Source organism: Desulfovibrio sp. Huiquan2017, assembly GCF_017351175.1.
GTDB lineage: Bacteria > Desulfobacterota > Desulfovibrionia > Desulfovibrionales > Desulfovibrionaceae > Pseudodesulfovibrio.
The window spans coordinates 1-26,750 of record NZ_JAFMPN010000022.1 but is presented as its reverse complement, the minus strand read 5'-3'; the positions used below and the strand labels follow the sequence as shown (position 1 = coordinate 26,750).

29 protein-coding genes and 1 pseudogene are annotated in these 26,750 nt (G+C 61.2%); 11 read left to right on the top strand and 19 right to left on the bottom strand.

Annotation, left to right across the window (positions count from 1 at the left end; translation table 11 throughout):
• Together dnaX and J0909_RS17000 are read right to left on the bottom strand one after the other, a co-directional pair.
• Positions 1–1,848, bottom strand: a complete 1,848-nt coding sequence (gene dnaX / locus J0909_RS17005; RefSeq protein WP_207264732.1) for a DNA polymerase III subunit gamma/tau — start codon at positions 1,846–1,848, stop codon at positions 1–3.
• A gap of 131 nt (positions 1,849–1,979) precedes the next feature.
• Positions 1,980–2,903 (bottom strand): branched-chain amino acid transaminase, encoded by a 924-nt coding sequence (locus J0909_RS17000; RefSeq protein ID WP_207264730.1) that lies wholly within the window; start codon positions 2,901–2,903, stop codon positions 1,980–1,982.
• 219 nt (positions 2,904–3,122) lie between these two features.
• Here J0909_RS17000 and J0909_RS16995 point away from each other — a divergent pair, with 219 nt between their 5' ends.
• From J0909_RS16995 to J0909_RS16970, 6 genes are all read left to right on the top strand, one after another.
• Complete coding sequence (locus J0909_RS16995; RefSeq protein ID WP_207264728.1) at positions 3,123–4,334, top strand: aminotransferase class I/II-fold pyridoxal phosphate-dependent enzyme; 1,212 nt, start codon at positions 3,123–3,125, stop codon at positions 4,332–4,334.
• A gap of 2 nt (positions 4,335–4,336) precedes the next feature.
• Complete coding sequence (locus J0909_RS16990) at positions 4,337–5,635, top strand: homoserine dehydrogenase (protein ID WP_207264726.1); 1,299 nt, start codon at positions 4,337–4,339, stop codon at positions 5,633–5,635.
• Positions 5,636–5,647: 12 nt separating this feature from the next.
• Positions 5,648–6,844, top strand: a complete 1,197-nt coding sequence (locus J0909_RS16985) for a cofactor-independent phosphoglycerate mutase (protein ID WP_207264724.1) — start codon at positions 5,648–5,650, stop codon at positions 6,842–6,844.
• Complete coding sequence (locus tag J0909_RS16980; protein ID WP_207264723.1) at positions 6,844–7,263, top strand: acyl-CoA thioesterase; 420 nt, start codon at positions 6,844–6,846, stop codon at positions 7,261–7,263. Before J0909_RS16985 ends, J0909_RS16980 begins: the two co-directional genes overlap by 1 nt.
• Before the next feature lie 84 nt (positions 7,264–7,347).
• Positions 7,348–8,133, top strand: a complete 786-nt coding sequence (locus J0909_RS16975) for an amidohydrolase family protein (RefSeq protein WP_207264721.1) — start codon at positions 7,348–7,350, stop codon at positions 8,131–8,133.
• Positions 8,134–8,221: 88 nt separating this feature from the next.
• Complete coding sequence (locus J0909_RS16970) at positions 8,222–8,443, top strand: YgdI/YgdR family lipoprotein (RefSeq protein WP_207264719.1); 222 nt, start codon at positions 8,222–8,224, stop codon at positions 8,441–8,443.
• A 300-nt stretch (positions 8,444–8,743) separates the two neighbouring features.
• Here J0909_RS16970 and J0909_RS16965 read toward each other — a convergent pair whose 3' ends face one another.
• From J0909_RS16965 to J0909_RS16920, 10 genes are all read right to left on the bottom strand, one after another.
• Entirely contained in the window at positions 8,744–9,457 is a 714-nt protein-coding gene (locus tag J0909_RS16965) for an amino acid ABC transporter permease (protein ID WP_207264716.1), read from the bottom strand.
• Between the two features lie 61 nt (positions 9,458–9,518).
• Positions 9,519–10,277 carry a basic amino acid ABC transporter substrate-binding protein gene (locus tag J0909_RS16960; RefSeq protein ID WP_207264715.1) on the bottom strand — a complete coding sequence of 253 codons (759 nt, stop codon included), beginning with the start codon at positions 10,275–10,277 and terminating at the stop codon, positions 9,519–9,521.
• Positions 10,278–10,356: 79 nt separating this feature from the next.
• Positions 10,357–11,895, bottom strand: a complete 1,539-nt coding sequence (locus J0909_RS16955; protein WP_207264713.1) for an ABC transporter ATP-binding protein — start codon at positions 11,893–11,895, stop codon at positions 10,357–10,359.
• 4 nt (positions 11,896–11,899) lie between these two features.
• Complete coding sequence (locus tag J0909_RS16950) at positions 11,900–12,817, bottom strand: ABC transporter permease (RefSeq protein WP_207264712.1); 918 nt, start codon at positions 12,815–12,817, stop codon at positions 11,900–11,902.
• A 4-nt stretch (positions 12,818–12,821) separates the two neighbouring features.
• A complete protein-coding gene (locus tag J0909_RS16945; RefSeq protein WP_207264711.1) occupies positions 12,822–13,883 on the bottom strand; it encodes an ABC transporter permease in 1,062 nt (353 codons plus the stop codon).
• A gap of 9 nt (positions 13,884–13,892) precedes the next feature.
• On the bottom strand, positions 13,893–15,035 hold the full coding sequence (locus tag J0909_RS16940; protein ID WP_207264710.1) for a BMP family ABC transporter substrate-binding protein: 1,143 nt from the start codon (positions 15,033–15,035) through the stop codon (positions 13,893–13,895).
• Positions 15,036–15,168: 133 nt separating this feature from the next.
• Positions 15,169–15,651 (bottom strand): xanthine phosphoribosyltransferase, encoded by a 483-nt coding sequence (gpt, locus tag J0909_RS16935; RefSeq protein WP_207264709.1) that lies wholly within the window; start codon positions 15,649–15,651, stop codon positions 15,169–15,171.
• 123 nt (positions 15,652–15,774) lie between these two features.
• Complete coding sequence (locus tag J0909_RS16930) at positions 15,775–16,737, bottom strand: glucokinase (RefSeq protein ID WP_207264708.1); 963 nt, start codon at positions 16,735–16,737, stop codon at positions 15,775–15,777.
• 107 nt (positions 16,738–16,844) lie between these two features.
• The gene (locus J0909_RS16925) at positions 16,845–17,732 is read right to left on the bottom strand and encodes a motility protein A (RefSeq protein ID WP_207264707.1); all 888 of its coding nucleotides are present in this window, start codon (positions 17,730–17,732) and stop codon (positions 16,845–16,847) included.
• A gap of 16 nt (positions 17,733–17,748) precedes the next feature.
• Positions 17,749–18,471: an OmpA/MotB family protein gene (locus J0909_RS16920; RefSeq protein ID WP_207264706.1), complete on the bottom strand. Its 723-nt coding sequence runs from the start codon at positions 18,469–18,471 to the stop codon at positions 17,749–17,751.
• 166 nt (positions 18,472–18,637) lie between these two features.
• Here J0909_RS16920 and J0909_RS16915 point away from each other — a divergent pair, with 166 nt between their 5' ends.
• The 4 genes from J0909_RS16915 to J0909_RS16900 all read left to right on the top strand — a co-directional run bounded on the left by J0909_RS16915 (position 18,638) and on the right by J0909_RS16900 (position 20,881).
• Positions 18,638–19,264, top strand: coding sequence for a Maf family protein (locus J0909_RS16915; RefSeq protein ID WP_286182115.1), 627 nt, complete (start codon positions 18,638–18,640; stop codon positions 19,262–19,264).
• Positions 19,265–19,508: 244 nt separating this feature from the next.
• Positions 19,509–19,907: a YybH family protein gene (locus tag J0909_RS16910; protein WP_207264705.1), complete on the top strand. Its 399-nt coding sequence runs from the start codon at positions 19,509–19,511 to the stop codon at positions 19,905–19,907.
• 59 nt (positions 19,908–19,966) lie between these two features.
• Positions 19,967–20,458, top strand: a complete 492-nt coding sequence (locus J0909_RS16905; RefSeq protein ID WP_207264703.1) for a GNAT family N-acetyltransferase — start codon at positions 19,967–19,969, stop codon at positions 20,456–20,458.
• Complete coding sequence (locus tag J0909_RS16900) at positions 20,459–20,881, top strand: GNAT family N-acetyltransferase (RefSeq protein WP_207264701.1); 423 nt, start codon at positions 20,459–20,461, stop codon at positions 20,879–20,881.
• A 17-nt stretch (positions 20,882–20,898) separates the two neighbouring features.
• On the opposite strand, the gene J0909_RS16895 is transcribed toward J0909_RS16900, so the two are convergent.
• The 3 genes from J0909_RS16895 to J0909_RS16885 all read right to left on the bottom strand — a co-directional run bounded on the left by J0909_RS16895 (position 20,899) and on the right by J0909_RS16885 (position 22,740).
• Entirely contained in the window at positions 20,899–21,468 is a 570-nt protein-coding gene (locus J0909_RS16895) for a class I SAM-dependent methyltransferase (protein ID WP_207264700.1), read from the bottom strand.
• Between the two features lie 87 nt (positions 21,469–21,555).
• On the bottom strand, positions 21,556–22,044 hold the full coding sequence (locus J0909_RS16890; protein WP_207264699.1) for a GNAT family N-acetyltransferase: 489 nt from the start codon (positions 22,042–22,044) through the stop codon (positions 21,556–21,558).
• Between the two features lie 177 nt (positions 22,045–22,221).
• Positions 22,222–22,740, bottom strand: a complete 519-nt coding sequence (locus tag J0909_RS16885) for a GNAT family N-acetyltransferase (protein ID WP_207264698.1) — start codon at positions 22,738–22,740, stop codon at positions 22,222–22,224.
• A gap of 285 nt (positions 22,741–23,025) precedes the next feature.
• On the opposite strand from J0909_RS16885, the gene J0909_RS16880 reads away from it, so the two are divergent.
• Positions 23,026–23,508 carry a phosphatidylglycerophosphatase A family protein gene (locus tag J0909_RS16880; RefSeq protein ID WP_207264697.1) on the top strand — a complete coding sequence of 161 codons (483 nt, stop codon included), beginning with the start codon at positions 23,026–23,028 and terminating at the stop codon, positions 23,506–23,508.
• A gap of 257 nt (positions 23,509–23,765) precedes the next feature.
• On the opposite strand, the gene pal is transcribed toward J0909_RS16880, so the two are convergent.
• From pal to J0909_RS18480, 4 genes and pseudogenes are all read right to left on the bottom strand, one after another.
• Entirely contained in the window at positions 23,766–24,320 is a 555-nt protein-coding gene (pal, locus tag J0909_RS16875) for a peptidoglycan-associated lipoprotein Pal (protein ID WP_207264696.1), read from the bottom strand.
• Positions 24,321–24,441: 121 nt separating this feature from the next.
• Positions 24,442–25,749, bottom strand: a complete 1,308-nt coding sequence (locus J0909_RS16870) for a beta-propeller domain-containing protein (RefSeq protein WP_207264695.1) — start codon at positions 25,747–25,749, stop codon at positions 24,442–24,444.
• Between the two features lie 5 nt (positions 25,750–25,754).
• The gene (gene tolA, locus J0909_RS16865) at positions 25,755–26,633 is read right to left on the bottom strand and encodes a cell envelope integrity protein TolA (protein ID WP_207264694.1); all 879 of its coding nucleotides are present in this window, start codon (positions 26,631–26,633) and stop codon (positions 25,755–25,757) included.
• Between the two features lie 21 nt (positions 26,634–26,654).
• Positions 26,655–26,750, bottom strand: a pseudogene (locus tag J0909_RS18480) (protein TolR); the annotation flags it as partial.

Below are 26,750 nucleotides of genomic sequence, written 5' to 3'. Positions count from 1 at the left end.
TTAGTGTTTTCTGTGACCGACCGAAAGCATCTGGGCGTTGAAGGCCTCCATGACCCTGATCACGCCCGGATGGTTTTCCGCCTCTTCCATGAGCTGTTTGTCCGATTTGGGCTCGGCAATATCGCCTGTTTCCACGCGAACCTCAACCATCGGACCGAAAAATTCCCGGGTCAGCCCGTCCAGGGCAGCCCGTGTGGACTTCTCCTTGAGCTGAGAACACATCGTCCGGGTTTTGCAGACGATCTTGAGACCGTTCTTATCGCGCACCCCTTCGGTTAGATGAAGCATGGACACCTTGACCCCGGCCTCGCCGTTGCGCGCTTCCACGAACTTGAGGAACCCGTCCCAGTCGCGCGGGCCGGGAATGGACGCGGCCTGCACCCGCTGCGGCGCGGATTCGGACAGGGGCGTGGCGTCCGAGGGGCCGACGGGCTCGGGTTCTGGCTCGGGCCGGGATGCGGGCGCGGACTGCGCCCGAGGCGGCACGGTGCCGGAAGGGCGGGCTTCTCTCGCCTCGTAATGCGGCGGCCGGGCCGATCGTGTGGGCGGAGCGGTCTGGGGCTGCACGGGCGGCTGCGGAGACACGGGCTGGGGCGGGGCGAACTGCCTGCCGCCGGAGGGCATACCCCCCTGCCCGCCCTGCATGCCGGGCCCGGACTGCCGGGAACCGCCCTGCGCGGGACCGGATTGCCCTCCACCTCCCATGGGGGAACGGGGTGCGCCGCCGCGCGGCGTCATGGTCTCCAGGTTTATCAAATCCGGCAGACTGGTCAGGTTGAGAAGCAAAAGCTCCAGGGCCAGGGCCGGTTCCAGGCTGGTCATGACCTTGCGCTGGCCGTCCAGGGTCATCTGCCAACAGGCATGGATGTGTGCGGACTCGAATTTTCCCGCCCAATTCATCCAGGTCGCCGCTTCCTCGCCGGACAGGCCGAGCAACGGCAGGGCCGCCTCGCCCGCCTGCCGGAGCAGGAACATGTTCCGCCAGCAACTGGTCAGTTCGCGCAGGAAGAAACCGAGATCCAGCCCTTGGTCCAAAACCTGCCGCAGGACCAGGCCCACGGCCACCAGGTCGCGGGCGTGCATGGACTCCATGAGCCCGAAAAAGACGTCCTGGCCCGCCAGGCCGAGGAAACCGCGCACGTCGGCCTCCCTGAGCACGTCCTCGCCCATGGCCAGGGCCTGGCCGAGCAGGGACATGGAATCGCGCACGGAACCCGCGCCGCGTTTGGCGATGATGGTCAGCGCGCCGGATTCATACTTCAGCCCTTCGAGATTCATAATCTTTTCGAGATGGGCGACCAGTTCGGCCTGGGGCAGCATCTTGAAGGTATAATGCTGGCAACGGCTGATGATCGTCGCGGGAAACTTGTGGTGCTCGGTGGTGGCCAGGATGAAAGTGGCGCGGGGCGGCGGTTCCTCCAAGGTCTTGAGCAGCGCGTTGAAGGCTTCCTTGGTGAGCATGTGCGCCTCGTCGATGATGAACACCTTGTAGCGGCCGTCGATGGGCGCGTAGCCGATGTCCTCCTTGAGGCGACGGGCGTCGTCGATGCCCCGGTTGGAGGCACCGTCGATCTCGATGACGTCCGGGGCCACGCCCGCAGTGATCTGGCGGCAATGGTCGCACTGGTTGCACGGCTCGCCCGTGGGCGCGTTCTCGCAGTTGAGCGCCTTGGCGAAAATGCGGGCGATGGTGGTCTTGCCCACGCCCCGGGTGCCGGAAAAAAGGTAGGCGGGCGCGATCTTGTCCTGGGCCGCCGCCCGGGAAAGGATGGATTTGACCGCCTGCTGCCCCGCCACTTCCTCGAAGGTCTGGGGGCGATACTTGGCCGTGAGATTCGCTGTGCTCATGGGTGTGCCTGGGGCTGTGGCGCGGAACCGGCGATTTGCCGGAATCGTTCATGAAGAAAGGGGAAACCCGACTTTCCGCGCCGGATTTCCCCCTACCTACCAGATGATGAACCGGTTTTCTAGACTTTCTATCAAGCCTGATAGCGATGCAGCCAATGCTCGTAGTCCGGATTTTCGCCCTTGACGATCTTGAAGAACTCGGTCTGGAGCAGCTTGGCAACCGGCCCGGCCTTACCGTCACCGACCTGGCGACGGTCCACGGAGCTGATGGGGGTCAGTTCGGCCGCGGTGCCGGTGAAGAAAACCTCGTCGGCGGTGTAGAGCATGTCGCGGGCGATGGGCTCCTCGCGAACCTCGTACCCGAGATCGCCGGCCAGACTGATGATGGAATCGCGGGTCAGGCCGCCGAGCACGCCGTCCAGATGCGGAGTGTAGATGACGTCGTCGCGGACCAGAAAAATATTCTCGCCGGTGCCTTCGGAGACATGGCCCGTGGTGTCGAGCAGAACGGCCTCGTCAAAACCGTCGGCGATGGCTTCATTCTTGGCCAGCACGGAGTTGACGTAGTTGCCCGAGGCCTTGGCCTTGACCATCATGACATTGATATGATGGCGGCTGAAGCTGCTGCAACGAACGTTGATGCCTTTTTCCAAGGCGTCCTCGCCCAGGTATGCGCCCCAGGGCCAGCAGGCGATGATCGTACGGACCGGATTGTCGCCGGGGTAAACGCCCATGGCGCCTTCGCCGACGAAGACCAACGGGCGGACATAGGCACCGGACAGCTTGTTGCGCTTGAGGGTCTCGATGGTGGCCTCGGTCATCTCTTCGGCGGTATAGGGCATCTTGAGACCCAGGATCTTGGCCGAATCGACCAGGCGGACCATGTGCTCCCTCAGCCGAAATACCTCGGAGGAACCGTCCGTACACTCGTAGGCGCGGATGCCTTCGAAAACAGCGGTGGCATAATGCAAAGCGTGGGTCAGCACATGGACGTTGGCCTCGTCCCAGGGAACCTGTTTGCCGTCGAACCAGATGGTTTCGGATTTCTGAACCATGAAATAGCTCCTTATGTGTTTCGGCTTCAGCCGGATACGTTTTCAATCGGAAAATGGACGCTAAAAAAAACTTCCAGCGAGGTCAAGACACAACCGGCGAATCCATGGTTTCGCGCCGTCGTCCCGCGACTCGCGCATCCCATTTTTCATTTTGACAGTGTACACCGTGCAGAGTAAGAAAATTCCCTTGAACTAATACATTTTGAGGAGTTTTCCGCCATGTCACAGTTTGCGAGAGTCGATCGACTGCCCCCCTATGTGTTCGCTCAGGTCAATGAACTCAAGATGAAGCTGCGCCACGCAGGCGCGGACATCATCGACCTGGGCATGGGCAACCCCGATGTGCCCACCCCCAAGCCCATTCTCGACAAGCTGGCAGAGGCGGCATACAAGCCCGGCAACTCCAAGTACTCGGCATCCAAGGGCATCAAAGGGCTGCGCAAGGCCGTACAGGATTGGTATTACCGCCGCTTCGACGTCACGCTCGACCGCGACAGCGAGATCTGCGTGACCATGGGCGCCAAGGAGGGGCTTGCCCACTTGGCCCTGGCCATGCTCTCGCCCGGCGACGTGGTCCTGGCCCCGGACCCGGCCTACCCCATCCACCCGTATGCCTCGATCATCGCGGGTGCCGACGTCCGACGCGTGCCCATCGGACCGGGCCAGGATTTCTTCGAAAACCTGGAAACGGCCGTCCGGCATACCTGGCCCAAGCCCAAGCTGCTGATCATCAACTTCCCGCACAACCCGACCACTCAGTGCGTGGACCTGCCCTTCCTTCAGCGCATCGTGGACTTCGCCAAGGAAAACGACCTGTATGTCATCCACGACCTGGCCTACGCGGACTTCGTCTTCGACGGATACGTGGCCCCGAGCCTAATGCAGGCCGACGGCGCCAAGGACGTGGCCGTAGAATTTTTCTCCATGACCAAGAGCTACTCCATGGCCGGGATGCGCGTGGGCTACTGCGTGGGCAACCCGGACATGGTCAACGCCCTGACCCGGATCAAGAGCTATCTCGATTACGGCATCTATCAGCCCATCCAGATCGCGGCCGCCTGCGCTCTGAACGGCGACCTCGACGATTGCCCCAAGTTCACCAAGGACGACATGGACCTGGCGGTCCGCGAGATCATGGCCGTGTACCAGGACCGCCGCGACGCCCTGTGCGAAGGCCTCAACCGCATCGGCTGGTGCGTCACCCCGCCCAAGGCAACCATGTTCCTGTGGGCAAAAATTCCCGATGAATTCAAACACATGGGTTCCGTGGAGTTCTCCAAGATGCTCCTCCAGGAAGCCGAGGTAGCGGTCTCGCCCGGCCTCGGATTCGGCGAGTATGGCGATGACCACGTTCGCTTCAGCTTCGTGGAGAACCGTCATCGCACGAATCAGGCCGTGCGCAACCTACGAAAATTTTTCGCAAAGGGGTAAGCATGGATGTAATCAGACTCGGACTCGGCGGTTTCGGCACGGTGGGCTCCGGCTTGGCCCGGATCCTGGACATGAACGCCGACCGCATCGAACGACGGCTCGGCAAACGCGTGGAGATCGCCAAGGTCCTGGTCCGCGACCTGAACAAGAAACGGGCCTTTGACCCGGGCCCGAGCGTAACCTTCACCGACGCCCCGGACGACTTGGTCAACGATTCGTCCATCGACATCGTGGTGGAGTTGATGGGGGGCCTGGACACGGCAAAGGCCCTTGTGCTCAACGCCTTTGCCGCGGGCAAGCATGTGGTCACCGCCAACAAGCACCTGCTCGCCGAGCACGGCCTGGAGCTTTTTCGGGCCGCGGCCGACAATTCCGTGGGTCTGCTCTTCGAGGCCAGTTGCGCCGGGGGCATCCCCATCGTCCAGACCCTGAAGGAGAGCCTGGCCGGCGACAAGATCGTCAAAATGCTCGGGATCATGAACGGCACGGCCAACTACATCCTGTCCGAAATGACCACCAAGGGCATGGATTTCGAGGCCGCTCTGGCCGACGCCCAGGACCTGGGCTACGCCGAAGCGGATCCGACCTTCGACATTGAAGGGTTCGACACAGCCCATAAACTGTGCGTGCTCATCCGCATGGCCTACGGCGTGGACTATCCTCTGGCCGAACTGCCGGTCCAGGGCATCACCAGCGTGACGCCCATGGACATCGAGTTCGCCCGCGAATTCGGCTACCGCATCAAGCTGCTGGCCCACGTCGAAGATGTGCACGGCAAGCTCGAAGCGGGCGTGCACCCGGCCCTGGTGCCCTACACGTACCTGCTGGCGCGGGTGGGCGGCAACTACAACGCCGTTCGCCTCGAAGGCAACGCGGTGGGGCCGATCATGCTCCATGGCCAGGGCGCGGGCGACCTGCCCACGGGCAGCGCCGTACTGGCGGACATCATGAATCTGGTGCGCAAGATCAGCGACGGCTGCACCGGCCCGGACAACACGGGCTTCCACAACCAGCCGATCCCCAAGGCCGGAATTCTTCCGCCCCAGGAGTCCGAATCCAAGTACTACTTCCGCTTTACCGTGGCCGACCGCACCGGCGTCATGGCCACCATCACCCGATCCATGGCCGACCACAACGTCTCCATCGCACAGGCGGTGCAGAAGGGGGAATCCGGAGCCGAAGGCATTCCTCTGGTGATCATCACCCACGAGACCTCGGCCCGCGACGCGGACGCTGTTCTGGCCGAAATCGACGCCATGGACTTCTCGGTGGAGCCCTGCGTCAAATTCCGAATTCTGTAAGACGGACTATACATGAAGCTTCTCTATCTCATCGCGGACGGCATGGGCGGTTGGCCCTTGGACGAACTGGACGGCAGGACCACCATGGAGGCCGCCGTCACGCCAAACATGGACGAACTGGCCGCAACCGGCGCGGTCGGCCTGGCCCGGACCGTGCCCGAAGGCATGGCCCCGGGCTCGGATGTGGCCAACATGGCCTTGCTCGGCTTCGACCCGGCCACCTACCACACCGGACGCGGCCCCATCGAAGCTGCGGCCCAGGGGCTTGAACTCGGGCCGAACGATCTTGTCTGGCGGCTCAACCTGGTCACGGTCTCCAAGCTCTCCATCGACGGGATCATGCGCGACTACTCCTCGGGACATATCGCGTCCGAGATTTCGCGCCCCTTGGTGGAAAGGCTCCAGGAGCAACTCGGCAACGAGACCTACGCCTTTTATCCCGGCATCCAGTACCGCCACCTGCTGGTCCAGAAAAACGGGGCCTTGACCGACGACGCGGGCCTGTTCATCCATCCGCCCCACGACATCACGGACAAACCCATCAAGCAGGATCTGCGCGCCTTTTCCCGCAGCCCGCAACTGTGGGACCTGCTTTTCGAGGCCCAGGAGCTGCTGGCCGACCGGTCTTTGAACAGGTCGGCGGCCAACTCCATCTGGCCGTGGGGCCAGGGCCGCCCCCTGAACTTGCCCGATTTCAAGGCGACCTATGGCCTGGACGGCGCGGTCATCTCGGCCGTGGACCTGATCAAGGGACTCGGCTTCGCCTCGAACATGGCCGTCATCGACGTGCCCGGAGCCACCGGACTGCTCGACACCAACTACGAGGGCAAGGTGACGGCGGCGCTCGATTTTCTCAAAGACCACGACTTTGTCTTCGTCCACCTGGAAGGCCCGGACGAATGCGGACACGGCGGCAGCGCCACCGACAAGGTGGAGGCCATCTCCCGGTTCGACGCACGCATCGTCGCGCCCCTGCGCGAAGCCCTGAAGGACGAAGAAACCGCCTGGATCGTCACTTGCGACCACTTCACGCCCATCAAGGAAAAAACCCACACTTCGGACGCCGTGCCCTTTCTCCTGAACGGTCCAGGCTGCGCCTCGTCCGGCGTGAACGGGTTCAGCGAGCGGAGCGCCGCGACCTCCGGCCTGAAGCTGGACCGGGGACATGAATTGCTGGCCCACGCCCTAAAAACCTTCGGAATGAAATAATGGCTCCCAAAGCTCCCTTCCCCGAACGCGACGGTTGGTACAGCCACTATGTCTCCTATGGTGAGACCGACGCCATGGCTGTGGTCTACCACGCCGAATATCTGCACCTGTTCGAACGGGCCCGCAGCCAGTTCATGCGCGAAACGGGCATCAGCTACCGCGTGGCCGAAGAGCGCGGCATCATGCTCCCCGTACGCGAGGCACAATGCCGCTACCGCAGCCCCATCCGCTACGACGACCGCATCCACGTGCGTTGCGGCATCTCCAAATGGGGCCGTGCTTCGGTCGAATTCACCTATGAAATCTGGAATGACGACAAAACGGTGCTCCACGCCACCGGTATGACTGGACACGCCTGCGTCAATCTCGAAGGCCGACCGGTGGCCATCCCGGATTGGCTCCGAGAGCTGTTTCAATAACGGAACCATCTGGTACCAGTTTTTTTCGAAAAGGCATTCAAACAACGGTTTACATGCCCGGGGTCACCCGAGTACAACACCGTCATGCGAATCGACATCCACACTCACGCCTTCCACAACAAGATCGCCGACAAGGCGGTCCATCATCTGGTGGAACACTACGGCATAACCCCGGTGGGAACCGGCAAGGCGGACGATCTTATCGCCCACCTGGACCGGGCGGGCCTGGACAAGGCCGTAGTCCTGTCCGCCGCCACCTCGCCCAGCCAGGTCGTCCCGGCCAACAACTGGGCCATCCAACTGAAGAAGACCGCTCCCCGATTCATCCCCTTCGGCACCCTGCACCCCGGCTACGACCGCAACGGCGAAGAGCTGGAACGGCTGGCGCAAAACGGCATCAAGGGTTTGAAATTCCACCCTGATTTTCAGGGATTCCGCATGGATGATCCGGCTTTCTACGATCTCATGGAGTTGGTAGACGAGCGGTTTATCTGCATGTTCCATGTCGGCGACGACCTGCCGCCCGACTTGAATCCCTCCTGCCCGAAGAAAATGGCCGCCCTCCGCCGGGCCTTTCCCAAACCGGTCATGATCGCGGCCCACATGGGCGGGCTCAAGCAATGGGAATACGCCATGGAGCACCTGGCCGGTCTGGACGTGTTCGTGGATTGCTCCAGCGTCATGGATTTCGTGGACGACGACCTGCTGAAACGATTGGTGGGCGCTTTCACCCCGGATCGCATCCTGTTCGGCAGCGATTATCCCCTGTACGATGCGGAGGATGAAATCGAGCGGATCACGAGACGGCTAGGTCTGTCCGAGGAACGCGTGGACGCTTTTTTGAGCCGCGCGGGCAAGCTCTTCGGATAATTTCGGATCTTTTCTCCAATTTACCGTTGATAAATGGGGCGATCCGGGGCTATCTTCGTCTCATTGTATCACCAAACGGGAGTTTCGCATGTCCGCATTGCCCAAACTGCTCGCCGCCTGCCTCCTGACCGTAGGCCTTGCGGCCTGTATGACCGCCAACTACAAGATCACCACCACGACCGGCCAGATATACATCGCTCAAGACAATCCCGTATACGATGTGACAACGGATACCTATGCCTTCACCGATGAAACCGGCAAACAAGTGACCTTGGAAAAACAGGAAATAAAGCTCATCAAGGAGCAGTAGCCCGCAGCCGAAGCGCCCGGCTCATACGCCGGGCCGTACCCACGGCGGACCTCCTCCACCTTCCCTCCATCCCCCGCTTTCCGAACGACTCAAAAAAAGGGAACCATTCCCTGGCTCCCTGATTGCAAAAATCACGCGTTGAAGATCGTTTCGCGATAAAAAACCGGCTGATTTCGCTGCCGTGCGCCCCTTTTCCCTTTGTTGCGCCTTCGGCGCGATTCCTCGAAAAGCGGGGACCGGGTTTTCCCGAAAGCCCCTTGCGGTGATCGCAAAGGGGCCTTCAGGCGTTTGGCCCGCAGGTTATCCCAGATCCGGGATGCCCCCCTTCTTCTCCACGCGCGCCCCGCTGCCCGAGGAAAGCTTGCGCTCCAGGGCGTTGAACAGCCGTGAAAAGCCGAAGGTCAGGACCAGGTAAATGCAGCCCACGCCCACCAGGAACGGCACATAGGTGTAATAGCGCGCCCCCAGGACCTTGGCGGTGAACATGAGTTCGGTCACGCCGATGGTTGAAATGAGCGACGAGTCCTTGAGCAGAACGATGAGTTCGTTGCCCAGCGGCGGAATCATCCGTTTGAGGGCCTGGGGAAGAATCACATGGAGCATGGCTTGGCCGTGCGACAGCCCGGTACCCCGGGCGGCCTCCATCTGTCCCTTGTTGATGGACTGGATGCCCGCGCGGATGATCTCGGCGTTGTACGCCCCGCTGTTGATGCCCAAAGCCACGATGCCGGTAATCAACGGCTCGGGGGTGAATCCGTCTCCAGTGGCCAGCATGTAGATCTGGGGAAAGCCGAGGTAGAAGAAGAATATCTGCAACAGCATGGGGGTGCCCCGGATGACCTGGATATAGGCGTCGGCGATCACCCGTATCTGCACGCGGCGGCTGATGCGCCCGGTCCCGGCCAGAATGCCGAGGACAAGCCCCAGGGCCAACGCCCCGAAGGTCACCTGGAGGGTGATCCAGGCCCCGTGCAGAAGCATGTCCTGATGTTTGAAGAGCAGGGAAAAATCCATCGCCAAGCCTCCTGAAAAAAGAAGGCCGGGGACACGCGCCCCCGGCCCGGTTACGACTAGATTAGAGGTTCCACTTCTTGACGATGGCGGCGTAGGTGCCGTCCGCCTTCACCTCGTCCAGACCCTTGTTCAAAGCCTGCAACAGGGCATCGTTGCCCTTGCGGGTGATCATGGCGAATTCCTCGTAGGACAAGGGATCGTCGGCACGCTTGAATTTGCCCTGCTTGACGAACTCGTCGGCCACGGAGAGGTCGGCGATGACCGCGTCGGCGACCTTGTTGCCCAACATCATGAAGGCGATGTTGTAGCTCTCGGGCTTGACCACTTCGGCACCCGCGATCTTGTCGGCTTCCTGTTCGCCGGTGGTGCCGAGCTGAACCGCGATCTTCTTGCCCTTCAGGTCGGCCGCGGACTTGATGTCCGAGTCGTTGCGCACGACGATGGCCTGGCCGCTGGCGATATACGGGTCGGAGAAGCTGACCTGCTCGGCGCGCTCCGCAGTGATGGAGAAACCGGACATGCCCATGTCCACCTGGCCGCTCTGGGTGGCGGTGACGATGGCCGCGAAGTCCATGGTCACCCACTTGACCTTGATGCCCATCTTGGCGGCGATGGCGTTAAGCAGATCCACATCGAAACCGACGCGCTCACCGCTGTCACCGATGGACTCGAACGGCGGGTAATCCGGGGAATTACCCACGGTGATGACGCCCTTTTCCATGACCTTGTCGAGGGTGGTGCCGGCCTGGGCCAGGGAGAAAGCGCACAGCGTCAGGGCTGTGGCGAGAACCAGAACGACACGCATCTTGTTGAATTTCATATCCGTCTCCTTGCTGAACGATTAATAGGGTCAAATCCGGTCGGGGAAACCGGGAAATATATTATCCTCGACGAGACGTCTACTCGACGATGCCTGCCATAAGCGGGCCAATCTTGCGGATGATGTCCTTGCCGGAGTTTTTGAGTACGCCCAAAATCCGGCCTCGGTAGATGACCGCCACGCGGTCGGCCAGTTGCAGAGCCTCGTTGAGATCGCCGGTTACCAGGAGTACCCCGGCCATGCCGCGTGTCTCCAAAAGCCGGTTCCAGACTTCTTCGGTAGCGGACACGTCCAGCCCCTGCGTGGGCTGCTCGGCCACAATGAGCTTGGGTTCGCGATAAAGTTCCCGGGCCAGGACGGCCTTTTGCAAATTGCCGCCCGAAAGCTGCCAGGCCAGGGCATGGATGCGGCCGGGCCGGATGTCGAATTTCTCGATGAGCCGAACCGTGTGCTTGGCGGCCTTTTTCTTGTTCAACCACGGTCCCTTGGCAAATCCTTCGCGCGTGGTCAAAAGCAGGTTGTCCACCAGGTTCTGGTTGGGCAGGGTGGCCAGGCCGAGCCTGTCTTCGGGGATGTAGCACATGGAGCGGTTCCAAGTCGATTCGGCAAAGAACTGCCGCCACGGTTTGCCCATGATGAACACGGTATCCAGTGGCGGCTTGATCAGGCCGGTGACGGCCTCGACCAACGCCTTCTGCCCGTTCCCCGCCACGCCGACCAGGGCCACGATCTCGCCCCGGCGCACATTCAGGTCCACCTCGGTCAGCCCGAGGCCGGTAAGATTTTTGATTTCCAAGACCGTGTCGCCGATCTCGGCGGGTTGCCGGTCCACTTCGAGGAGCACTTCCTTGCCGACCATGCGCGAGGCCAGTTCCGCCTTGGACTCGATGGATTCCGGGTCCAGCTCGCCCTCGATGCGGCCACGCCGCAGGATGGCGATCTCGTCGGCCAGGGCCAGGACCTCTTCCAGCTTGTGGGAGATGAATATGATCGCCTTGCCTTCCTCGGTCATACGCCACAACACTTCGAAAAGATTGCGGGTCTCCTCCGGAGTGAGGACTGCCGTGGGCTCATCGAAGATAAGGATGCGACTCTCGCGATAGAGGAGCTTCAAAATCTCCACCAACTGCCGCTCGCCCATGGACAGTTCACAGATACGCGTACCCGGGTCGATATTCAGCCCGTACCGCTCGGCCAGCTTGCCCACCCGATGCTCCATTTCGCGCGGGGAGACGAAAAAGCCCCCTTCCTGGCCGAGAAGGACGTTTTCGGCCACGGTCATGGAATCCACGAGCATGAAATGCTGGTAGACCATACCGATGCCCGCCCGGATGGCATCCTTGGAGGAATTGAACCGAACCGGCACGCCGTCCACTTCGATGGTCCCCTCGTCCGGCTTGTAGCGGCCCGCGAGCATGGACATCATGGTGGACTTGCCCGCCCCGTTCTCGCCGAGCAACGCCTTGATGCGGCCGGGGTAGACATCCAGGGTAATGCCGTCGTTGGCCAGGACCTTGCCGAACCGCTTGGTCAAGCCCTTGAGGCTGACCATGGGGGGCGTGCCTTCGGGAATGAGCCGGGTGCGCACCGGGCGGACAAATTTCAAATCGGTCGTCATGCCCCTATCCTTCCGGCTCGATGTTGGTGCCGAGTGCGGCGGGCGCGTCGATGCGGCGCCCCCGCCAGGCGGACAGGATCAGGACCAGGATGGTCAACAGGTACGGAAGCATGAGCAGCAGAGAGGACGGCAGGTGGGTGCCTGCGGCCTGGAGGCGGAGCTGGAAGGCCATGACCCCGCCGAAGAGATACGCGCCGACCACGGCCCGGCCCGGCCGCCAGAAGGCGAAAATAACCAACGCCACCGCGATCCAGCCACGGCCGCCGGACAATCCGTTGGTCCACAAGTGGGTGTAGGCCAGCGACAGGTACGCCCCGCCGAGCCCCACCAGGAACCCGCCCGCGATGATCGCGAAATAGCGCAACCGAATGGGCTTGAGCCCTGCCGCCGCGGCGGCTGCGGGCATCTCACCGGTAGCGGCCACATGCAGGCCGAGGCTGGTCCGCCGGAAAAAGAACCAGAACAGGACCGGGACGAGGAAGGATACGTAAACGAGCATGTCGTGCTTGAAAAAGATGTCCCCGAGCACCGGAATCTGCGAAAGCAACGGAAAATTGAAAGGATCGAAACCGGGCGCGGCCAAGCCTACGTAGGGCACGCCGAGGAAATGGGTCAGGCCGCCGCCCAGAATGGTCAGGGCCAGGCCTGAAACCACTTGGTTGCCCAGACAGGTGACGCAGACGAAGGCATGCAGGGAGGCCATGAGCATGCCCGCGCACCCGCCCGCCAGAAAACCGAGCCAGGGAGAGCCGGTAACGAAGCTGGTCCAGAAGGCGGCCAGGGCCGATACCGCCATCATGCCCTCCACTCCGAGATTGAGCACCCCGCCTTTCTCGGTCATCATCTCGCCCAGGGTGGCGTACAGGATGGGAGTGCCGGACTGCACCGTGGCCGCGAACAGCGGTATGAGGAAATCCCACATGACGTTACTCCTGCCCCTGTTTGCGGACCAGCTTGTAGGTCAGGAAAAACTGCCCGGCCAGGACGGTCAGAAGGATAATGCCTTCCATGATGGTCCCGAAGGCCGCAGGGATCTGCAATTTGAGCTGCATGTTCTCCACCCCCACCCGGAGCGCGGCCAGGAGAAAGGAGGCAAAGGCGATGTTCAGCGGTTCGAGCCGGGCCAGCCAGGCGACCACGATGGCGGTGTATCCGTAACCGACCATGAGCGACGGCTGAAGCCGGTTGAGAATGGCCGAGGTCTCCACACAGCCCGCCCAACCGGCGAAGCCACCGGACAATCCCATGACCAGCAGGACGAGCATGCCGTAACGAATCTTGGCATAGCGGGCCACCCGCGCGCCTTCGCCACTGGCCTTGAGCTCGAAGCCCAGCCGGGTGAAGCGCATGAACGCCCACAGGCCGAAGCCCACGGCCGCGCAAAAGGCTACCCCCCAATGGACGCGGCTGTTTCCGATGGGGGGGATGATGGCGCTGGCCGAAAACTCGGGAGTCATGGGGAAGCCGAAGCTGGCCGGATCCTTCCAGACGCCGAAGACGAGGTAATCCAGGAGCAGGATGGCGATATAGTTGAGCATCAACGTGGAGATGATTTCGTTGACCCGCAGCTTCAAACGCAGAACAGCCGGGATCAGGGCCCATATTCCGCCCAGGATGAAGGCCATGACGAACATGAGCGGCAGGAGCGCGAACCGGGGCAGGTCCGGAAAGGACAGGGCCATCCAGGTGGCCCCGATGGCCCCCAGGGCGAACTGTCCCTCGGCCCCGATGTTCCATATCTGCATGCGGAAGGCCACGGCCACGCCGAGCGAGCAAAGGAAGAGCGGGATGGCCTTGAGGAGCACGTCCTCAAGAGACCAGACATTGCCGAAGCTTCCCTGCCACAACACGCTCAGGCCATAAAAGGCGTCCTTGCCCTGCCCCTCCAAGAGCAGGCCGCTGATCGCGAGGGAAAAGAGCAGGGCGCCCAGGAATACAACCAGGGCGCCCCACTTCCAGGGTTCATCTCTTTTGCGGATTTTCAGCACGTGACCGACTTAATTGGTGGTGCCGACTACGCCTTCCACGAACCAGCCCATGCCGAGCAATGCGCCATCGTCCGGCGTAACGCCCTCGGCGATGGCCACCTCTCCAGCCTGGTTCTTGATCGGTCCGGCAAAGATCGCGTCCTTGCCCGCCATAAGTTCGGCCCTCTTGGCGTTGACCATGGACTTGACGTCGTCGGGGACCATGGCGCCCATGGGAGCGATATCGACCACGCCGTCCTGCATGGACCACCACGTGGATTGGTCACCCTGCCAGGAGCCGTCGCGGACCGCTTCCACGGTCTTCACGTACATGGGGCCCCAATTCCAGATGGCTGAAGTCAGATTGGCCTTGGGAGCGAAGGAGGACATGTCGGAGTTGTAGCCGATGCAATACGCTCCGGCTTCCTGAGCGGCTTCCTGGGCGGCCGGGGAATCCTGATGCTGGGTGATGACGTCGCAACCGGCGTCCAGCAGGGATTTGGCGGCGTCCTTTTCGAGGGCCGGGTCATACCAGGTCTTGGTCCAGACCACGTGGACCTTGACGTCCGGATTCACCTGGCGCGCGCCAAGGGTGAAGGCGTTGATGCCGCGAATGACCTCGGGGATGGGGAAGGCGGCCACGTAGCCCAGCTTGTTGGATTTGGTCATGGAACCGGCGATCAGACCGGTCAGGTAACGGGCCTGGTAGATGCGTCCGAAGTAGTTGCTGACGTTGGGCCCCTTCTTGAAGCCGGAACAATGCATAAACTTGGTATCGGGAAATTCCTTGGCGACCTTCATGACCGGGTCCATGTAGCCGAAGCTGGTGGCGAAAATGATGTCCAGACCTTCGCGGGCCATGTTGCGCAGCACACGCTCGGAATCCGCGCCCTCGGGCACCGACTCGGCGTACTTGGTGGTGGCCCAGGGCAGCGCTTCGACGGCCTGGCGGCCAAGGTCGTGGGCGTAGGAGTACCCGGCGTCGCCCACCGGGGACACGTAGATGAACCCGACCTGAACGGTCTTGGGCTCTTCGGCGGGGGCCTGAGCCTCTTCGGTCTTGGCGGGTTCTTCGGCTTTTTTCTCCTGCTGCGGGGCTTCACCGCAGGCGAAAAGGGACAGCGCCAGCAGCAGGGCCGCAGGCAGACCAATCAATTTCAGCAGTTTCTTCATGAGGACCTCTCCGTTAGCGGTTGCATATCAAAAATGCATATATCAGTGGTTGGTATCGGGCAAGACCCAATTTATTCCAGCCACGGCGATTCCCTTGTTTTTCAAGGAGATGTTTTTCGGGGGAAACGCCCAGCTAGTCCGAGACCAAGGCGATGGGCTCCACAAATTGGGCACCGGCGTCCCAAGGGAACAGAATCCAGGTATCCTGGCTGACTTCGGTGATGAAGGTGTCCACCGTGGGACGGCCAGCGGGCTTCGCGTAGACCGTGGCGAAATGCGCCTTGGGGACCATGTCGCGGGCGATCTTGGCGGTCTTGCCCGTGTCGACGAGATCGTCGATGAGCAGCCAGCCTTCGCCGTCGTTGTCCGCAGCCTTGAGCACGCTGGCCTCGCCCTGCTCCTTCCAATTATAGGAGGACAGGCAGATGGTGTCGATGAGGTGGATGTCCAGTTCTCGGGCGATGATGGCTGCGGGGACCAGTCCGCCCCGGGTGATGGCCAGGATGCCCTTCCAGGGACCTTTTTCCACCAGCCGCCAGGACAACGCCCGGCAGTCGCGGTGCAACTGCTCCCAGGAAACCGGAAACATCTTCTGATATCGGCTTTTGTCAACCATGGGTATACTCCTTCACACGATGTCGGAACGTCGGGCTTCGTACCCGTGTCCGGGCAATTAATCAAGGGGCGCGCCCCGCGTTCTCACCCGAAGGTGGGCGATTCCGTCACTCCGGGCACGAAATCACCGCTTCCCGCCGTGCTCCGTCAGCATCTGCGCGCCGTAAAATGCCGCGCCGAACAGGCCGCTTGCCTGATTGGCGTTGAGCCGGACCGGGATAGTATGAAGAAAATCTTGATAGACATGGGAGTTGTGAAATTCATCGAGGAATTCGGGCACCTGTACGAACAGGGGATTTTTGGCCGCCACTCCGCCCGCGATGAACATCCCGCCGGTGGTCATCAGCCCGATGGCCCAATTGCGGCACGCCCTGGCATAGAACCGGGCATACCACTTGGTGGTCTCGCTCTGCGGAGTCAACCCGGCGGAAATCTCCTTGGGCGTCAAGTCTTCGCCGGTCAGGAAGCGATGCACCAACCGGAGGCCCAGGCCGGTAACCACGGAATCCCCTTCCGGCCAGTTGCGGCCGCTCTCGACGCGGTTGAACTCCGCGTACTCGGCCTCTTCCCGGCCGACAAAGGGAAAAGCCATGTGCCCTCCCTCGGACGGCAGGGCCATCCACTTGTCGCCGGCCTTGAGCAAGGCGGAATAGCCGAGCCCGGTACCCGCCCCGATGACCCCGATGGTGTCGCCATCCGCCGGATGGCCGTCCTGAATGACCAGGGCGTCGTCCACGGCAGCGGTGCGGCAGGCGAAGGCCTGGGCCGAAAAATCGTTTATCAGGCGCACGGCGGACGTGCCGAAATCCACCTCGCGCAGGTCGATGCCCCAGGGGGCGTTGGGCAGATCCGGGCAGGTCAGGCCATGGTACACGGCTCCGGCCGGAGCCAGGACCGCCGCCTCGAAACTACCGGGCCGCACCGGAAAATCGCTATCCCAGAGTTGCTCCACGAGTTCCGGGAAGGTCCGCGCCCCGTGCGTATCCAGCCAGATGGAATCCAGTATTTCGAGACTGTCGCCCCGCGCCTCGAACAAGGCGAATCGACTATTGGTGCCGCCGATGTCGGCGGCCAGAATCTTGGCCATGCGCCCCTTTCCTCCGTGAAGCGCACCCTAGCACAATCGGGTAAAAAGAAAAGGAGCCCGAAGGCCCCTTCCTTAGCTGATTCGACGGCTTCCGCCCCCTTCCGCCATCAGGCGGCCTCGGGGGCCTTGTTTGCCCCCGCCTCCCCAACCGCTTCCGCGCCGTCCGCCATGTCTTCCAGTTCCACGGGTTGCCGCTTGCGCTGTACATACTTGCGGGTGATACGCCGCAGGGTCTCGGTCTTGCCCTCGCGTTCGGACGGAGACAGGAATGAGGCCAGCTTGCGTTCGAGCTTGTAGGAGTTCTGCTCCTTGCTGATGGCCACGATGCCTTCCATGACCAGTTTCTGGTTGAGCAGTTCGGCCCGGGTGGAATAATTGATGTTCTCGGCGATGGGCGCGAACACCAGATGGGACAGGATCAGCCCGTACAGGGTGGAAATGAAGGCCACCGGGATATTCTTGAGGATCACGGCCGTGTCGTTGATGCCCATGAGCAGGCCGATGAGCCCAATGACCGACCCGGCCACGCCGAAGGCCGGAGCCGTGCGGGCCAGGGTCTGGAAAAACCGTTCGCTCTGCTGGCGGCGCAGGTTGAAAAAGGCCATTTCCGCGTTCAGGCACTCGCGGATCTCCTCTTCCTTATAATTGTCCACCAGCAGGCACAGCCCGCTTTTCATGAAGGAACTGGTCGCCTTGTTGGCCGAACGCTCCAGGGAGAGTACGCCGTCCACTTTGGACTTGACCGACAGGTCCAGCAGGGTGTTGACGATCTCCTCCGCCGTGGTCCGCCCGTTGCCATAGACGTTCTTGGCCACGGTGAAGGCGTTTACCACGTGCTTGACCGGATAGCTGATGAGCATGGCCGCGCTCAGGCCGGACAGGACGACCAGGAAGGCCGCCAGATTGAAGTATGCCCCGGCCGCCCCGGTGAGCAGGAAACTGCTCGCGAAGATAATCAGGCTCAAGGCGATGCCGATAAGATTTTTTCTGCCCATGACGGCCTCCGATGAATCAACTGTTGTTGGAAATGACTATTTCGACCCGCCGGTTCAGGGTCTGGTTGGCCACCGACGTATCGGGCAGCTCGGGCTGATACGCCCCCCGGCCGGTGACCACCAGGCGCTTGGGGTCGATGTGCAGCCGGTTGATGAGCTGATCCGCCACATTGGCCGCCCGCTCGGATGACAGGATAAAGCTCTGCGCCCCCTCGGCCTCGCTCTGATCCGCAAATCCGATAACGTGGACCAACCCCACGCTCAGCCGGACCACATCCCCGATTTCGTCAAGGTAGGCGGCGGATTCGGGCTTAAGCTGCCCGGAGTTCCCGTCGAAAAAAAGATCGCCGCGCAAGGTCACGCGCACCCGACCCGCAGCCTCACGGATTACGGTGATGCCATTGGTCCGGGAGCGGTACAGGACTTCATTCTCGGGCACGCGGACCACGTCCTGGGACCCGTCGGCCCCGGCCCGGCTGGCGATCTGTCCGATGAGTCCGATAAGCGGATCCAACGCGCTGGCGGACTGTGCATTTTCGGCGGACTGCTTGCTGAACAGGACCTTCACATCCTGGCGGTTGCTCGCGTAGATGAACAGCACCACGAAGAGCACGAACATGACCATCATCAGGTCGGCCCAGGGCACGGCCCAGTCGTTGGCGCCCCGGCTCGGGTCCGATCCTTCCATCTGGTGAAACGAGGTGAATCCCAGTCCGCTTTTCGTATCCGTTTCCTGCATTGTCGCTCCTGCGTTTTCGCGCGCACGATATGCAGCAAGAATCCTGCCATGGATGCAATTACTGGGAATGACGACAAAAGCTGTGGATACTGTCGGTTCGTGAACGGTCAAATCAGTGCAAAGGCGGCCAAGCCGTCAAGAGTCCGTCGTTGACGCGGATCGGGATATGGGGAACATTTCGGGCATGATAAAAAACGGTCCTTTCCGCAACCGCTCCCCCATCGTCCTGGCCTCGGGCTCACCCCGTCGGCGCGAACTGTTGTCAGACCTCGGGCTGACCTTCGACGTGCACCCGAGCCGGCTTGAAGAGCCTGCGCCCGAAGCGGGAGAGACGCCCGCCGCCTACGTCCTGCGCATGGCTGAACTCAAGACTCTGGACGTGGCTACGCGATTCAGGGGCGCGACGATCCTCGGCGCGGACACCGCAGTGGTCCTGGGTGAACGGATAATGGGCAAGCCGCAGTCCAAGCTCGACGCCTTGGACATGCTGACGACCCTGTCGGGCGCGACTCACCAGGTCGTCACCGGCTTTTGCGTGGTCTTGCCCGACGGCAAAATCCTGTCCGAATCCGTAAGCACGGACGTGGACATGCGCCTCTCCACCGAAGGCGAATTAATGAGCTACATTGAGACCGGCGAACCCATGGACAAGGCCGGAGCCTACGCCATCCAGGGAATCGGCACCTTCCTGGTCACCGCCATACGCGGCTCCTACACCAACGTCGTGGGTCTCCCATTGGCGCGGGTGCTGGAAATGCTGTTGGACCGGGGTGTTGTTGTCCCAGAGGGGTAATTAAAGGAATATCGGTCGACGACAGGCCGCCCCAGACTCGTCGTCCCGCCCCAAGTACCTATCACAACTTCTTGAGGTGTTGCATTTTTCCACTCCATCCGGTTCAGCGTCATGGGCTACCCTTGACACTGGTGACAGAAATCCTGCTCAGACGGGGCGCCATTGTCCCGATGAATAAGTAAAACGCCAATCACGGCCTGTCGGCAATACAGACCGACCCATTTTGAATATAGGAGAAATCCGTTTGAAAAAACATCCCGTGGAAAGCCAGATAGAAAAGGCGGACAAAGCCATAGTCGCTAAAGATTTCGATACGCTGAAAGGCATCTACACCGAAGACGCGATCCTGGTGGTCGAACCGGGACGAGTCGTCCAGGGGAGAGACGCCATCAGCAAGGCTTTTGAAGCCATCTCCCAATATTTCAAGAACGGACTCCAGGTGAAGCAGAACGGAATGACGATCCTGGAGGCAGGGGATACCGTTCTGGTGCATGCCAACACGATCATATCCGCGCCGAATCTGCCCGAGACGGAGCGCAAAGCGGCATATGTCTTCACCAAAACCCCGGACGGCGTCTGGCTATGCTCAATAGACAACTCCTACGGCAACGAGATCGTCAAAAAACGAACAACCGCACCGTAGCGGCTCTGCAACCGCCCCCCGCGGGCCGAGCTCACGCCACGAAAGGACGTGAACAAGACATGATAAGACCCTTCCAGCCGAAGGATATGAACCCGGTTCTCAAAATCTGGCTTGCTGCCTCCCTCGCTGCCCACGACTTCATTCCGAGCGAATTCTGGGAATCGAAAGTCGAAGACATGCGGAAGCTCTATCTTCCGAACAGTGAAATTCTCGTCCACGAAGACGGCGGGGAAGTCGACGGGTTCCTGGCGTTGCATGGGAACACGGTCGCCGCCCTGTTTGTCTCGCCGCCCCGCCAGCACATGGGTGTGGGCACGATGCTGCTGCAAAAGGCCAAGGGACTTCGTGACACCTTGCAGCTCACTGTATATACGGAAAATCGCAACAGCGTGCGTTTTTACGAGCAACAGGGGTTTCACGCGGAGGAGGAACGGCGGGATGCGCACACCGGCCACACGGAACTACTGATGACCTTTCCCGGCAGGCACATTGGAACCGCATCGCGAACTGTACAAGCCTGCGTCTCCCTTCACCCTAACAATGAGAAATAAATGGAATTACTGATAAAAAAAGACTGCTCCGGCATTGACTGGCAGATCGTGGCGGACATCCTCAAGCTGGTCGGCATGGCGCATTACGCCCCCGAGGTGCACGCCAAGGCGTTTACGGCGAGCCACACGGTCGTCTTCGTCTACGACGGCGACAAACTGGTCGGCTTCGGTCGGGCCATTTCCGACGGCACGTACCAGGCCGCCGTGTACGACTGCGCTGTGCTTCCCGAATACCAGGGACGGAAGCTCGGGGGCCTGATCATGGACACCGTGCTGGAAGGCGTCGCCGGGTGCAATGTCATCCTCTACGCAGCCCCCGGCAAGGAAGGCTTCTACCGGAAGCAGGGATTCAGCCGCATGAAGACGGGCATGGCGCGGTTCATCAAACCCGACATCATGCGCGAGAAAGGCTTCATCGAATAGACGGCCGTCTCCGCACCCTATTCCCGGATAAACCGGACAAGATAGGTAAACTCGCCGAGATCGACCTCCACATCCCGGATGAATCCGTGGGGCGCGGTCAATCGATCGGCGTCCTTCGGGCCGATGCGGTTGTCCGGGGACGACGGGCCGGGTCCGTGTGCGAATTTCTTGAACTCTATGAGCGCGAAAATCCCACCGGGTACGAGCACCCGGCTCAACTCTTCCATGAGTCCGGGGCGGGCCGCTTCCGGCAAATCATGCAGCACCGTGGCCATGAACGCGGCGTCCACCGAGCCGGTGGCCAGGTCCAGCGGCCGGGAGAGGTCGGCCACCTTGGGTTCGACGTTGCCCAGCCCCTCCTCCCGTGCGGCTTCCGACAGGGCGACGAGCCCTTCCTCCCACAGGTCCAGGGCGTAGACCAAGGACCCCGCACCCAACCGACGGGCCAGGGCCAAGGTATAATTTCCCGCGCCGCAACCGAGGTCGAGGTACGTGGCCCGTGGACCGACCATGATGTTGTCAAGGACGAGGTCCAGATTGATATGGGTGATGCTGCTTTTCCCGGCAGCTTTGGGTGTTCCGGTCATGTTCGCTCCAAATAGAATTTGAAAGGGCTCGATCCTGAAAGATACGCATCGACCGGGCTCCCGTCAAAACCGGGAGTATCCAACCGGCTACGGAGTAAGGTGCCTGCCCAGGATGGATAGGCTGTAGCGCTTGCCGTCCATCTCCGCGATGTCCGGCAGTTTGCCCCATTCCTCGAATCCAAAGGACCGGAACAGCCGTATGGAGCCCTCGTTGTGGGAAAATATGTAGGCAGCTACGGTCCGGATGCCCAGCTCAGGAGCCATGCCCAGGGCCTCCGCGAGCAACCTGCGCCCCAGTCCCTGCCGCCGATGTTCCGGGGCGATGTAGATGCTGATTTCGGTAGTACGCTCATAGGCGGGACGTCCGTAGAACGATTCGAAGCTGACCCAGGCCGCCACTTCGCCGTCCAGCCGCTCCACCAGGATGGGACGCTTGCCGGGCGTATGGCCGTTGAACCAGGCCCGCCGTGATTCCACGCTGACCGGCTCGGTGTCGGCCGTGGCGATGCGCGTCGGCACCGTTGAATTGTAGATTTCGACGATCCGTGGAAGGTCCTGCTCAGTAGCGGGCTGCATGCGTCTGCTCCTTGATTGTCGGCCATGGCCGAACTAAGTGGGGTCGGCAGACCTTAATCGTCTTTCCCGCGCCAGGCAAGTACCGGGCACGGCACAGCGGCATCCTGTGCCCTTGAATTTGAAAGAGAAAGGGAGCGGACCCGTTGGCCCGCTCCCCGTTTCAACCTCGGTTCACGATTACTCTCCGGCCGTCACGAAAAAGGCCGGATCAGACACCACGGCGCCCTCGGGTTCCGTGCCGTCCAGGGAAATGCCCAGGACGTTTTCCTGGGGCACGCCGCCCATGGTCAACCCGGGCCGGGAGCGGAATCCAAATCGTTCATAGAAGGCCGGGTCGCCCACCAGAAGCACGCCGTGCGCACCCCGGTCCCGCATGATCCGCAAGGCCTTGCGGACCAGGGCCGAGCCGATGCCCGCCCCCTGCCGTTCGGGCAATACGCCCACCGGGCCGAGAAGATACCAGCCCTGGCCGCCCTTCCCCGGCACGGCCGGGGACAAGGCCAAATGTCCCACCACCCGGTTCCGCTCCTCGGCCACCAGGGACAGGCTCAGGTGGCCCGAGTCGCGCAGGGCGTCAACGATCAGGTGCTCGGTGGGTTCGGCCCCGGGGGCGTGTTGGGGATGATGGCGAAAGGCGGTGTATTCGAGCGCGCGGATGGCGGCGATGTCGTTGTCTGTTTCCAAGCGTATAGTCATTTTTGAATCCTGTTGTTCAAGTCCGTACAATAAGACCCGCGCCCACCAGGGCGCGGTAACCAATTGATCCCCACCCGGCCCCAGTTGGTCGCGGGCGGTACGGGACTAACGAACAAGATCCAAAGACAAAAGTTGCAAACAATCTCCTATGATTGTTCGGCCGTCGCCTAAAGGGGGCCGCAACAACGTGCAAAGGGTAGCTCCCGTTCGGAGAATCCGTCAAGAACATTGCCTGCCGTCGCGTTTCCGATTATCAAGGCGAAAAACACAGCCCGGAGCCTCCAAATGTCCGCATCCAATCCCTTCGACAAATTGGCCGTCGCCCTGGCCACCCTCGGCCCCGTGGGCCATTTTCCCAAGGCTCCCGGCACCTGGGGCTCACTGGCCGCCGTGGTGGCCGCGCCCTGGCTTTTTCTCGGCCTCGCCCTGCCTTGGCGCTTGACGGTACTGCTCGGCATCTTCCTCGTCGGCACATGGGCCTGCGGGCGGGCCGAGATCATCATGAACGAAAAAGACCCAGGCTGTGTGGTCACAGACGAACTTTTCGGCCAGTGGCTCACCCTGCTCTTCTTCTCTTTGCCCATCTGGTACCTACCCATCGCCTTTGTCCTGTTCCGCATCTTCGACATCCTCAAACCCTGGCCCGTCAAATGGGCCGAAACCGCCTTTCCCGGCGGATTCGGCGTCATGCTCGACGATGGTGTGGCGGGACTTTATGCCCTAGGCTGCCTGCACGTGATCGCTTTTCTCCTGTCCAGGTTGGGCTAGAGGAAGGACGCTTCCGGCGACCGGTACACCACCCTGGCCTCACTCAAAAATTGTTGACGCCACTTCGCGAGACGTGCGAACGCGAGTAGGCGGAATCCCTCCCCCGGTCGTCGGTCCGCTTGCCCCAATACATTCCCCACACATCCGCGAAATGCACAAAACGGTCAGCAAGGGGACGGGGATGCCGAACCGTCGAAGACGCACAAAAAAACGCCGCCCATCGGGGCGGCGTTTTTTTCGCAATATCACGCGCGGGGCTATTTGATGACGAATTCGTCGCGACGGTTTTTGGCCCAAGCGGTTTCGTTGTGGCCAGGGTCGACGGGGTATTCCTCGCCATAGCTGACAATCTTCATGCGCTCGGGCTCCACGCCGAGGATGACCAGGTGTTCGTAGGCGGCGCGGGCACGACGCTCGCCGAGAGCGAGGTTGTATTCCTCGGTGCCGCGTTCGTCACAGTGGCCTTCGATGACCACGTTGACGTCCCTGAACTTACGCAAGATGGTGGCCTTCTGGGCCAGGACGGAACGGGACTCGTCGCTGAGATCATAAGAATTGAAGGCGAAGTGGATGGTCACGTTGGTCAATTCCTGGACAGCCTCGGACTTGGCGCGGGCCTCCGCCTCAGCGGCCAGGGCAGCCTCATCCACCACAGGCTCTTCCTGCTTGGGCGGAGTCCATTGCGTATCGTCCTTCACCTCGACCTGGCTCTGAACCGGTTCCGTGGTTGTGGACTTCTTTGCGCAACCGGCAAAGAGAAGAAGAGACACGGCCATAAGGGCCACCATACCGACATACCATTTGATTCTCATGCTCACTCCTTGGTAAAGCCGTCGCCCGGCCATATTTGCAGTGCTTCGAGGACACCCTGTTTTCACAATTTTTACGATGTACCTTTTCCCCAACAAAAATCAACCCTGATCATATTACAATTTACCACTGTAGGGAAGTATCCCAAGCGGGCGCGAAAGCGGCCCCCTTGCCTGTGGATATCTTCCGCGGCGTGTCGCCGTGCCGAGTGGTCAAATAAAGCTGATAGGTCCCGGTCCGGCTGGAGGCGAAGGCGATGAAATAACCGTCCGGGCCGAAAGCCGGGTATTCGTCGTTGCCGGGCCCGAAGGTCAATTGCTTTTCCCTGCCGGTTTCAAGATCGTGCAGGAAGATGCGATGGCCGTCCGAAGTCTGGTGCGTATAAGCCACGTACCGGCCATCGGGACTCAGGCAAGGATGGGTGTTGTACTTGCCCGTGGTGGTCACGCGCCGGACCTGGCCGGTCTTCATATCCAAGAGATAAACATGCGGATTGCCCGCCCTGCCGGAAGTGAAGGCCATCAGAGAACCGGTCCGGTCAAAACTCGGCGAGACGTCGATGTACGGGCTGCCCGCCAACCGCTTGCCGACTTTGTAGGACTTGCTCAGTTCGTAGATATTGGTGGTTCCGTTGAGGTTCAGGGAGGCATAGAGCACATCGCCGGGGCCATAGACCGGACTGATGACCGTATCGCCCAGCCCCTTGGCTACGCGACGGATTTTATGCGTCTTGGCTTCGTAGATACAAAGTTCGTGACGATCGTCGCCGATGTGGGTGAAGGCGATCTGGTCGCCTTCGGCGGACCAGGCCGGGCTCAGGTTGAAACCGCCCAGGTCGGAAATCTTGGTCAGTCCTCTGCCCTGCGGCAATACGGTGTAGATTTCCTTGCTCTTGCCATCCTGCTTGACGAAGACGATGGGCGAATCAAAGAACCCCTTCTTGCCGGTCAGGGCTTCCAGAAAAGCGGAACAGAACCGGTCGGCCACGAGCGGCAGCTTGTCGGCCACGTCGCGGTAGGCCTTGCCCACCACCCGGCGGCCGCTGAAAGTCTCATAGACGCGGGCTTCAAGGTATTGGCCGTTCCACCCCGTAGTCAGGCAGAGATCCACACGAGCGAGCTGGAAGGGCTTGAAGTCGATGTCCTGGGCGGTCACGCCATGACTCGGATCGCCGCCGAGGAGTTCGGACACTGGAACCAGCTTGAGAAACGGGATGTAGCCAAGGTCGTTGGCCACCAACTCCTTGAAGGCTTTGGCAGCAGCCTCGGGCACGGGCTGGCCGTCGAGCCCTTTGGGCGGCAACAGGGTTATGTTGACCAAGCGCTGGCCGGGACCATGGATATCCACGGTCAGGGGGCCTTGGGCCGAGGCGAATGCGGCCGTAAGGCAGACGAGCAGACACGCTGCAAAAAGAATTGTTATCCGTTTCATACCGTTTACTCTGAGAGTTCCTGGCTGTTGAAATTGATGCGGATGAGCCGGTCGCGCGCGGTTCGCGGCTTCTCCACATATTCGGTTTCCTTGATGGCTCGAAGGGCGGAACTGTCGAATTCAGGATTATTCGAAGATTCCAAGACCTTCGAGGAAAGAATCTTGCCGTCGTCCGCGAGGGTGATTTCAACGGTGACCATCAGGTTGGCCTCGCCTGCAAAAGCAGGGTAGCGCCAGTGTTTCTTGATGGCCGACCCGACGATGAGGGCATAAACCTCGGACAGTCCCGAACCGGAACCGCCCACGAAACCGCCCTCTCGGCCGCCTTCCTGCCCACCAGGCTGTCCGCCGTGAGCGTAAACGCTGCTGCCCTCCTGCTTCTTCAGAGCGGCCAGTTCGCTGGCCAAGGCTTTCTGCTTGGCCGCCTCTTCACGCTTGGCCTGGGCCTTGGCTGCGGCCATGCCCTCGGCAAGCAACTGTTGGGTCGTTTTCTGGGGCTTCGGCTTGGGCGCTGGTTTCGGTTCCGGTTTGGGTTTGGGCTCTTCCTTTTTCTTGACCACCGTCTTCTTTTCGACCTTCTTGGGACTGATGTCCTTGACCTCCGGTTCGGGCTTGGCCTCGACCACGGGGACAGGCTTGGCCTCGGCCTGTTCGGGCTGCGCTTCGACCACGGGCACGGCCGCGGTCTCGGCCGAAGGTTGCGCTTCGGCCTGCACCTTGACCGGCGGACCGGCCGGAGGCGGAGCCAACGAAATGAGGTCCACATTGTACACGGGCCGGTCCAGGTTCACGCGCGGGGCCGAATAGTTCACGCCATAGAGCGCGAAGGCGAATATACCCGCGTGGAACAAAAAAGATAGAATAAAACCAAGGCCCTGCCGCATGTCTATATCAACTCTAGAGAATTACTTGTTTTTCTCTCGTTTAGGCTCTTCGGCCACGATGCCGAGCTTGTCGATCCCCGCCGCCTTGATCTCGCCCATGACCTGGACCACGGTGCC

Bases quoted from the DNA above. Each gene is read 5' to 3' on its own strand.
- J0909_RS16925 (WP_207264707.1), bottom strand. From the start codon at position 17,732: ATGGGCAGAAAAAATCTTATCGGCATCGCCTTGAGCCTGATTATCTTC.
- pal (WP_207264696.1), bottom strand. From the start codon at position 24,320: ATGAGAATCAAATGGTATGTCGGTATGGTGGCCCTTATGGCCGTGTCT.
- J0909_RS16895 (WP_207264700.1), bottom strand. From the start codon at position 21,468: ATGACCGGAACACCCAAAGCTGCCGGGAAAAGCAGCATCACCCATATC.
- J0909_RS16990 (WP_207264726.1), top strand. From the start codon at position 4,337: ATGGATGTAATCAGACTCGGACTCGGCGGTTTCGGCACGGTGGGCTCC.
- J0909_RS16880 (WP_207264697.1), top strand. From the start codon at position 23,026: ATGTCCGCATCCAATCCCTTCGACAAATTGGCCGTCGCCCTGGCCACC.
- J0909_RS16900 (WP_207264701.1), top strand. From the start codon at position 20,459: ATGGAATTACTGATAAAAAAAGACTGCTCCGGCATTGACTGGCAGATC.
- J0909_RS16890 (WP_207264699.1), bottom strand. From the start codon at position 22,044: ATGCAGCCCGCTACTGAGCAGGACCTTCCACGGATCGTCGAAATCTAC.
- J0909_RS17000 (WP_207264730.1), bottom strand. From the start codon at position 2,903: ATGGTTCAGAAATCCGAAACCATCTGGTTCGACGGCAAACAGGTTCCC.
- tolA (WP_207264694.1), bottom strand. From the start codon at position 26,633: ATGCGGCAGGGCCTTGGTTTTATTCTATCTTTTTTGTTCCACGCGGGT.
- J0909_RS16905 (WP_207264703.1), top strand. From the start codon at position 19,967: ATGATAAGACCCTTCCAGCCGAAGGATATGAACCCGGTTCTCAAAATC.
- J0909_RS16940 (WP_207264710.1), bottom strand. From the start codon at position 15,035: ATGAAGAAACTGCTGAAATTGATTGGTCTGCCTGCGGCCCTGCTGCTG.
- J0909_RS16955 (WP_207264713.1), bottom strand. From the start codon at position 11,895: ATGACGACCGATTTGAAATTTGTCCGCCCGGTGCGCACCCGGCTCATT.
- J0909_RS16980 (WP_207264723.1), top strand. From the start codon at position 6,844: ATGGCTCCCAAAGCTCCCTTCCCCGAACGCGACGGTTGGTACAGCCAC.
- J0909_RS16985 (WP_207264724.1), top strand. From the start codon at position 5,648: ATGAAGCTTCTCTATCTCATCGCGGACGGCATGGGCGGTTGGCCCTTG.
- J0909_RS16885 (WP_207264698.1), bottom strand. From the start codon at position 22,740: ATGACTATACGCTTGGAAACAGACAACGACATCGCCGCCATCCGCGCG.
- J0909_RS16920 (WP_207264706.1), bottom strand. From the start codon at position 18,471: ATGCAGGAAACGGATACGAAAAGCGGACTGGGATTCACCTCGTTTCAC.
- J0909_RS16975 (WP_207264721.1), top strand. From the start codon at position 7,348: ATGCGAATCGACATCCACACTCACGCCTTCCACAACAAGATCGCCGAC.
- J0909_RS16930 (WP_207264708.1), bottom strand. From the start codon at position 16,737: ATGGCCAAGATTCTGGCCGCCGACATCGGCGGCACCAATAGTCGATTC.
- J0909_RS16965 (WP_207264716.1), bottom strand. From the start codon at position 9,457: ATGGATTTTTCCCTGCTCTTCAAACATCAGGACATGCTTCTGCACGGG.
- J0909_RS16950 (WP_207264712.1), bottom strand. From the start codon at position 12,817: ATGTGGGATTTCCTCATACCGCTGTTCGCGGCCACGGTGCAGTCCGGC.
- J0909_RS16870 (WP_207264695.1), bottom strand. From the start codon at position 25,749: ATGAAACGGATAACAATTCTTTTTGCAGCGTGTCTGCTCGTCTGCCTT.
- J0909_RS16915 (WP_286182115.1), top strand. From the start codon at position 18,638: ATGGGGAACATTTCGGGCATGATAAAAAACGGTCCTTTCCGCAACCGC.
- J0909_RS16970 (WP_207264719.1), top strand. From the start codon at position 8,222: ATGTCCGCATTGCCCAAACTGCTCGCCGCCTGCCTCCTGACCGTAGGC.
- J0909_RS16960 (WP_207264715.1), bottom strand. From the start codon at position 10,277: ATGAAATTCAACAAGATGCGTGTCGTTCTGGTTCTCGCCACAGCCCTG.
- dnaX (WP_207264732.1), bottom strand. From the start codon at position 1,848: ATGAGCACAGCGAATCTCACGGCCAAGTATCGCCCCCAGACCTTCGAG.
- J0909_RS16995 (WP_207264728.1), top strand. From the start codon at position 3,123: ATGTCACAGTTTGCGAGAGTCGATCGACTGCCCCCCTATGTGTTCGCT.
- gpt (WP_207264709.1), bottom strand. From the start codon at position 15,651: ATGGTTGACAAAAGCCGATATCAGAAGATGTTTCCGGTTTCCTGGGAG.